The organism is Paenarthrobacter sp. NPDC058040, assembly GCF_042885775.1.
In the GTDB taxonomy this organism is placed as follows: Bacteria; Actinomycetota; Actinomycetes; order Actinomycetales; family Micrococcaceae; genus Arthrobacter.
Genome location: NZ_JBHVRN010000014.1, coordinates 153,460 through 160,514, shown reverse-complemented (window position 1 = coordinate 160,514; position 7,055 = coordinate 153,460). Strand labels below are relative to the sequence as shown.

At 65.5% G+C, this 7,055-nt stretch carries 6 protein-coding genes and 1 rRNA gene; all 7 read left to right on the top strand.

The features are described from left to right. Positions 1-94, top strand: a 5S ribosomal RNA gene (gene rrf, locus ACFVSJ_RS19375); the annotation flags it as partial. 259 nt (positions 95-353) lie between these two features. After that, positions 354-2,183, top strand: a complete 1,830-nt coding sequence (locus tag ACFVSJ_RS19370; protein WP_387438649.1) for a hypothetical protein — start codon at positions 354-356, stop codon at positions 2,181-2,183. Continuing rightward, a complete protein-coding gene (locus ACFVSJ_RS19365) occupies positions 2,176-3,162 on the top strand; it encodes an HAD-IIA family hydrolase (RefSeq protein ID WP_387438647.1) in 987 nt (328 codons plus the stop codon). Before ACFVSJ_RS19370 ends, ACFVSJ_RS19365 begins: the two co-directional genes overlap by 8 nt. Before the next feature lie 9 nt (positions 3,163-3,171). Continuing rightward, on the top strand, positions 3,172-3,399 hold the full coding sequence (locus ACFVSJ_RS19360; RefSeq protein WP_387438645.1) for a hypothetical protein: 228 nt from the start codon (positions 3,172-3,174) through the stop codon (positions 3,397-3,399). 3 nt (positions 3,400-3,402) lie between these two features. Continuing rightward, positions 3,403-4,233, top strand: coding sequence for a TlyA family RNA methyltransferase (locus ACFVSJ_RS19355; RefSeq protein ID WP_387438644.1), 831 nt, complete (start codon positions 3,403-3,405; stop codon positions 4,231-4,233). Continuing rightward, positions 4,230-5,252, top strand: a complete 1,023-nt coding sequence (locus ACFVSJ_RS19350; protein ID WP_387438643.1) for an NAD kinase — start codon at positions 4,230-4,232, stop codon at positions 5,250-5,252. Before ACFVSJ_RS19355 ends, ACFVSJ_RS19350 begins: the two co-directional genes overlap by 4 nt. Positions 5,253-5,255: 3 nt before the next feature. After that, entirely contained in the window at positions 5,256-6,995 is a 1,740-nt protein-coding gene (gene recN, locus ACFVSJ_RS19345; RefSeq protein WP_387438641.1) for a DNA repair protein RecN, read from the top strand. The last annotated feature ends 60 nt before the right edge of the window (positions 6,996-7,055 follow it).

Sequence of the window (7,055 nt, the reverse complement as noted above, 5' to 3'; positions counted from 1 at the left end):
AACGCCCGGTCCCATTCCGAACCCGGAAGCTAAGACCCACAGCGCCGATGGTACTGCACCCGGGAGGGTGTGGGAGAGTAGGACACCGCCGGACACTAATTACAACGGGAGCCCCGACCACGACGGTCGGGGCTCCCGCCATTTAACACCACAAACCACACCCAGCAGTGTGAAAATGGCCACGGGCAGGTTCCAACGGTGCCTGGTCGTTCGGTGGCTGAGTGGCAGTCGCCTAGAATTGCATAAGACATACGAGCCGGTGCAGGTCATGCGCCGGCGGCGTAACAACGAAATAAGGGTTATGAGCGACTACGCACGCGCCACTGGTCGGCTCGCAACAGGAGGAATCCATAATGGCTGAGCACAACGGCGGCAATCGAGGCGGCAACCGCGGAAACTTCGGCGGGAATCGTGGAGACCGCGGTTCCTTCCGACCCAACAACAATTCCGGGGGTGACCCTCGCGGCTTCCGATCCAGGGACAACCGTGATGGCAACGAGCAAGGCCGTTCCTTTGGTGGGGACCGTGACCGTAAGCCGTTTGGTGAGCGCTCTGAGCGTGGTCCGCGTCGCGACGGCGATGATCGCCGCTCGTTCGGCGGTGACCGTGACCGTAAGCCCTTTGGTGACCGTCCGGCCCGCGACGGAGAGCGTCGCTCCTTCGGTGGCGACCGTGATCGCAAGCCGTTTGGTGAGCGCTCTGAGCGTGGTCCGCGTCGTGACGGCGATGATCGCCGCTCGTTCGGCGGTGACCGTGACCGCAAGCCTTTTGGCGACCGTGACCGTAAGCCGTTTGGTGAGCGCTCTGAGCGTGGTCCGCGTCGCGACGGCGATGATCGTCGCTCGTTCGGCGGTGACCGTGACCGTAAGCCCTTTGGTGACCGTCCGGCCCGCGACGGAGAGCGTCGCTCGTTCGGCGGTGACCGTGATCGCAAGCCGTTTGGCGACCGTGACCGTAAGCCGTTTGGTGAGCGCTCCGAGCGTGGTCCGCGTCGCGACGGCGATGATCGCCGCTCGTTCGGCGGTGACCGTGACCGTAAGCCTTTCGGTGACCGTGATCGCAAGCCTTTTGGCGACCGTCCGGCCCGCGACGGTGAGCGTCGCTCCTTCGGTGGCGACCGTGATCGCAAGCCGTTTGGCGACCGGCCCCGCCGCGATGGTGACGACCGCCGGTCGTTCGGTGGCGACCGTCCAGGGAGCCGAGACGAGCGTCCCGCCCGCGTCCCCAACGCCAAGGACATCCGCAGCGCCAACCGCCCTGACCGCGAGCGTTCACCGGAAATCGACCAGGACGTTACTGGCAACGAGTTGGACCGGGCAACCGCCCACCAGATCAAGACCCTCGAAGACCAGAGCGCTGGCTGGGTTGCCAAGCACCTGGTCATGGCCGGCCGCCTGATTGACATCGAACCCGAGCTTGCGTTCCAGCATGCCTTGGCAGCGAGCCGTCGCGGTGGTCGCTTGTCGGCCGTTCGCGAAGCCGTGGGCCTGACTGCCTACGCTGCGGGTCATTATGGAGAAGCGCTCCGTGAATTCCGCACCTACCGCCGCATCAGTGGCTCGAATGTCCACCTGCCCGTCATGGCTGACTGCGAGCGTGGCTTGGGCCGCGCGGACCGTGCCCTGGACATGGTGCGTTCTCCTGAGGCCCAGGACCTGGACGCTCCCGGCAAGGTTGAACTTGCCATCGTCGCTTCAGGTGCCCGTGCTGACTTGAACCAGTTGGATGCAGCTGTTGCTGAACTTGAGATCCCGCAGCTGGACATCAACCGTGCCTTCTCTTACAGCCCGCGGCTGTTCCGGGCCTATGCCGAAGCCCTTACGGCTGCTGGCCGGGCTGATGACGCCGTCAAGTGGGAGCGCCAGGCTGTCGTGGCCGAGAATGCCCTGGGCGTCGGGGAGTTTGCGGAACCGGAAATCCTTGACCTCGGCTGGGACGAAGAGGACGAAGCAGCCGCACGCAAGCCGCGGTTCCAGAAGCCGGAGCGGGACGCCGACGTCGAAAAGCCTGAAGCCGAGACGGTGATCGCGGAAGCGGCGGCAGCCGACGCTGCCCACGATGACATCGACGTTGACGATGCCGAGTCGGACTACTTTGAGTCCGACGATGCGGAATCGGACATCGATTCCCAGGAAGAGGAAGACGAAGAAGGCGACACAGAGGACGACACCCGGAATGGCTGATTCCCTCATTGAGTCCTTTGACGCCGTCCTCTCGGATCTCGACGGCGTGGTCTATGCCGGGCCCCATGCGATCCCGGGTGCGGTGGAGTCCTTGAAGAAGCTGGAAACAGTGGGCGTTGGCCTGGGCTACGTCACCAACAATGCTTCGCGTACCCCGGCCCAGGTTGCCGCGCATCTGCGGGAACTCGGCGCGCCCGCGGAGGACCACCAGGTTGTCAGTTCTTCCCAGGCAGCGGGCGAGTTGCTGGCGTCAATGCTCCCGGCCGGGGCGCACGTCTTGATCACGGGCAGTGCTGCGTTGGCCCATGAGATCGAGCTCGTAGGACTCAAGCCGGTGCACAGTGCTGCGGAGTCTCCGGTTGCGGTTGTACAGGGTTTCAATCCGGAAATCGGCTGGAAGGAACTTGCCGAAGCTTCTTACGTTGTGGCCGGCGGAGCGCAATGGTTCGCCACCAATACGGACATGTCCATCCCGCAGGCCCGTGGCATGGCTCCCGGCAACGGAACGTTGGTGGCCGCCGTAGCGGCCGCGACCGGGAAGTACCCCTTGGTTGCGGGCAAGCCGGAGGCTCCGCTGTTCCATGCCGCAGCCAAGCGACTCATGGCCGACAGGCCGCTGGTGGTAGGCGACCGGCTGGACACGGACATTCTGGGCGGGAACCGTGCCGGTTATGCGACGGCGGCTGTCCTCACCGGCGTCGACACGAGGCAGACCATCTTGGCGGCTCGGACCGATGAACGGCCAACGTACCTCTTGACGGACCTCACGGAGCTCTACGAGCCCTACCCGGAGGTGACGAACGACGGCGGCACGTTCCGTTGTGGAGCGGCGTCGGCTACCGCTGGAGACGGCAGCGTAACGGTGCTCGGGTCCGAGGATGACCTCGATGCCTGGCGCGCCGCCTGCGCAGCCTGGTGGGCTGCTGTTCCGGACGCTTCCGAGGCGCAGGCCCCGAAGCTTGAATGGCGCTCTCACTAGACTGGTGCGATGACCGAGTCCAACGAAGAAGCCCGATGGCCCGGCGCGACACTTCCCAGTGGGGAAGCGGCGGTGGATCGCGTCCTTGATCTGTTGAGTGGAGTACCGGACATTCCGGTATCGGAGCACGCAGGGTTGTACACGGCTGTGCATGACTCCCTGCTGGAGGCCCTCGACGCCGAACCGGGGCTCCCGCCGGCCGCGATCCGGCCCAACAGTTCGGAAGGCAACAGCTAGCGTATGGCACGACTTGATCAGGAACTTGTCACCCGTGGGCTGGCGAGGTCCAGGACCCATGCGGCCAAGCTCATCGGCGACGGCAAAGTCAGTTTCGCCGGCGTTGTTTTGTCCAAAGCGTCCCTGCAAGTGGATGCCGACTCAAAGCTGGATGTCGCATCGCATCCGGAGGACGTTTACGTCAGCCGTGCGGGCCACAAATTGGCCGGAGCGCTGGCAGCCTTCCCCGACGTGATGGTTGCCGGCCGTCGGTGTCTCGATGCCGGTGCCTCCACTGGCGGATTCACGGACGTCCTGCTGAGGCAGGGCGCCGCGCAGGTGGTGGCGGTCGACGTCGGGCACGGCCAGTTGGTCCAACCGCTCAGGAACGATCCCAGGGTGGACGTCCACGAAGGACTTAACGTCCGGTACATGACCCCGGAGCAGATCGGTGGACCCGCCGCACTGACGGTTGCGGACCTCTCTTTCATTTCCCTGACCCTTGTCCTTGCACCCCTCGCGGCGTGCACGGAGCCGGGCGGGGACCTGGTCCTGATGGTGAAGCCGCAGTTCGAGGTTGGCAAGGAACGCTTGAGCCGTTCCGGTGTGGTGTCCTCCGAACATGAACGACGCCGGGCGGTCGCCCAGGTGGCGCGGGCCGCGGTGGACGCCGGGCTGGCACTGAAGGGCCTCGCGGCCAGTCCGTTGCCCGGCCAGGACGGAAATGTTGAATACTTCCTGTGGATGAAACGCAGGATGTCGGCGGTGTTGCCTAAGATCGAAGAGCGGGACGGGGACGTTGCTGCGTTGATGGAAACCCTCTGGCCGAACGACTGGAAAGCAGAAACCCGATGAGCAGGCATGTACTTGTCCTTGCCCACACAGGACGTGAGGAATCGCTGCGCGCGGCGTGGGATGCCTGTACCCAACTGCATTCTTCCGGCCTGGTACCCGTGCTTCAGAAGTCGGAGCTGGCCGATGTTGAGCGCTTTTTCGGCGCCGTGGACACGCCCATTGAGATCCTTCACGACCACGTGAGCCTGGAGGACGTCGAGTTGGTGATGGTCCTCGGCGGAGACGGCACCATCCTGCGCGCGGCTGAACTCGTCCGCGAAGTCGACGTTCCCTTGCTCGGCGTCAACCTGGGCCACGTCGGCTTCCTGGCCGAAAGCGAACGGGCGGATCTCGCCCAGACCGTCGAATGGATTGCCAGCCGCCAGTACACGGTGGAAGAGCGCATGACCATCGACGTCCAGGTGTGGATCAAGGGCCAGAAGATTTGGCACACGTGGGCGCTCAACGAAGCCGCGATCGAAAAAGCCAACCGGGAGCGGATGCTGGAAGTCGTCACCGAGGTGGACGAACGCCCGTTGACTTCGTTCGGTTGCGACGGGGTGGTCCTGGCTACGCCCACGGGCTCCACGGCGTATGCATTCTCATCCGGGGGCCCGGTGGTGTGGCCGGAGGTCGAGGCTTTGGTGATCGTTCCGATCAGCGCGCACGCCCTCTTCGCCAAGCCCTTGGTGGTATCCCCGACGTCCAAGCTCGCGGTGGAGATCATGAACCGGACGGACGCCCTGGGAGTGTTGTGGTGCGATGGCCGGCGTTCAGTAGACCTGCCCCCGGGCGCCCGCGTCGAGGTGACCCGTTCTGCAACTCCTGTCCGGCTCGCGCGGACCCACATGACACCGTTCTCCGCCCGGCTGGTGCGCAAATTCCAGTTGCCCATCCACGGCTGGCGTGGTCCCGCACCCCGCAGCGGCGAAGTCCACACCGGCCCCATACCCGTGATCCGAACACCGTCGCCGGCGCCCTTGCCGAGCCCGCACGAGCCTGGGCACGGTGAACCCTCCGACCCCACGAATGCGAAGTGAAGCATGCTTGAAGAACTCCGAATCCGTGACCTCGGCGTCATCACTGACGCCGCCCTCCCGCTGGGCCCCGGCCTGAGCGTAGTCACCGGTGAAACCGGCGCCGGCAAGACCATGGTGGTCACCGCCGTCGGACTTCTCCTGGGTGCCCGTTCCGACGCCGGCGCCGTACGCAGCGGTGCCAAGTCCGCCTCCGCCGAGGCCGTCCTGAAGCTCGATCCGCAGCACAATGCCGTGGAACGCGCCCGCGAGGCCGGCGGCGAGGCGGAAGAGTACGACGGCGTGGCGGAGCTGCTGCTGGCCCGGACCGTCAGTGCCGACGGGCGCAGCCGGGCTTACGTTGGCGGGCGGACCGCGCCGGTCGGTGTCCTGGCGGAACTCGGCGAGAGCCTGGTGGTGGTCCATGGGCAGACAGACCAGATAAGGCTCAAAGGCGCCGCAGCCCAGCGCCATGCCTTGGACCGTTTCGCCGGTGCGCCGCTGGCCAAGTCGCTGGGGGAGTACCAGGAGCTGTACAAGCGCTGGAAGTCGATCCAGGCCGAGCTGGAGACGCTGCGGAGCGAGGCCCGCGAGCGGTTGCGCGAAGCGGAGTCGCTGGACGCTGCCTTGGCCGAAATCGATGAGATCGATCCCCAGCCCGGCGAGGACGAGGCGCTCAAAGCCGAAGCGGTCAAACTTGCCAACGTCGAAGAGCTCAGGATCGCCGCGGCATCGGCCCACGAGTCCCTGATCGCGGAGGAATTCGGCGAGTCGGGTGACGCAACGTCCTTGGTGGACGCAGCCAAACGGACCCTGGAACAAGTGGCCGACCACGATGAAGCCTTGGGTGCGGCGGCTGCCAGGTTGGCCGAGGTGGGCTTCCTCCTCAACGACATCGCTGCCGAGCTCTCCAGTTACCAGGCGACCCTGGATACCGAGGGTCCCGAGCGCCTCTCCGAGATCGAAGAACGTCGCGCGGCACTGGCCAAACTGATCCGGAAGTACGCTCCGAGCATCGATGAGGTACTGGAGTGGGCAGCCACCTCAAGGGTCCGCCTTGACGAACTCCAGGATGATTCAAGCCGCATCGAATCCCTTGACGCGGAAGTCGCAGGGTCCGAGGAGAAGCTGCGCAAGATGGCGGCGGCCATCACCAAGGCACGACTAAAAGCGGCCAAGGACCTCTCCTCGCGCGTCAGCGCCGAGCTGAAGGCCTTGGCGATGGCCGATGCCACACTGGTCATCGAGGTGGAGGACACCGGCTCCCTGGGCCCGTGGGGCAGCGACGAGATCGCTTTCCTGCTGCGTCCGCACTCCGGAGCCCCGGCGAGGCCCTTGGGCAAGGGCGCGTCCGGCGGTGAACTTTCCCGGGTGATGCTGGCCATCGAGGTGGTCCTCGCTGCCGTGGACCCCGTTCCGACGTTCGTCTTCGATGAGGTGGACGCCGGGGTCGGTGGGCGCGCCGCCGTCGAAATTGGCCGCAGGCTCGCCATGCTGGCCCGGCACGTGCAGGTGCTGGTGGTCACCCACTTGCCGCAGGTTGCGGCGTTCGCCGATCAGCACATCCGGGTCATCAAGACCTCGGTGCGCGGTGCCGACGGCAAGACCACCTCCGGATTCACGTCGAGCGATGTCCAGCTGTTGTCCGAAGAGGAACGCGTCAAGGAACTCGCCCGCATGCTGGCCGGGCAGGAGGACTCGGAGTCCGCGCAGGCGCACGCCCAAGAGCTCCTGGACGACGCGAAGCTCCTTCCGCAGCAGGCGTAAAGGCCAGGTTGCGGACTGCGAGGACAATCACATTCAGTGCACTTTGTTCCGGCCGAACCC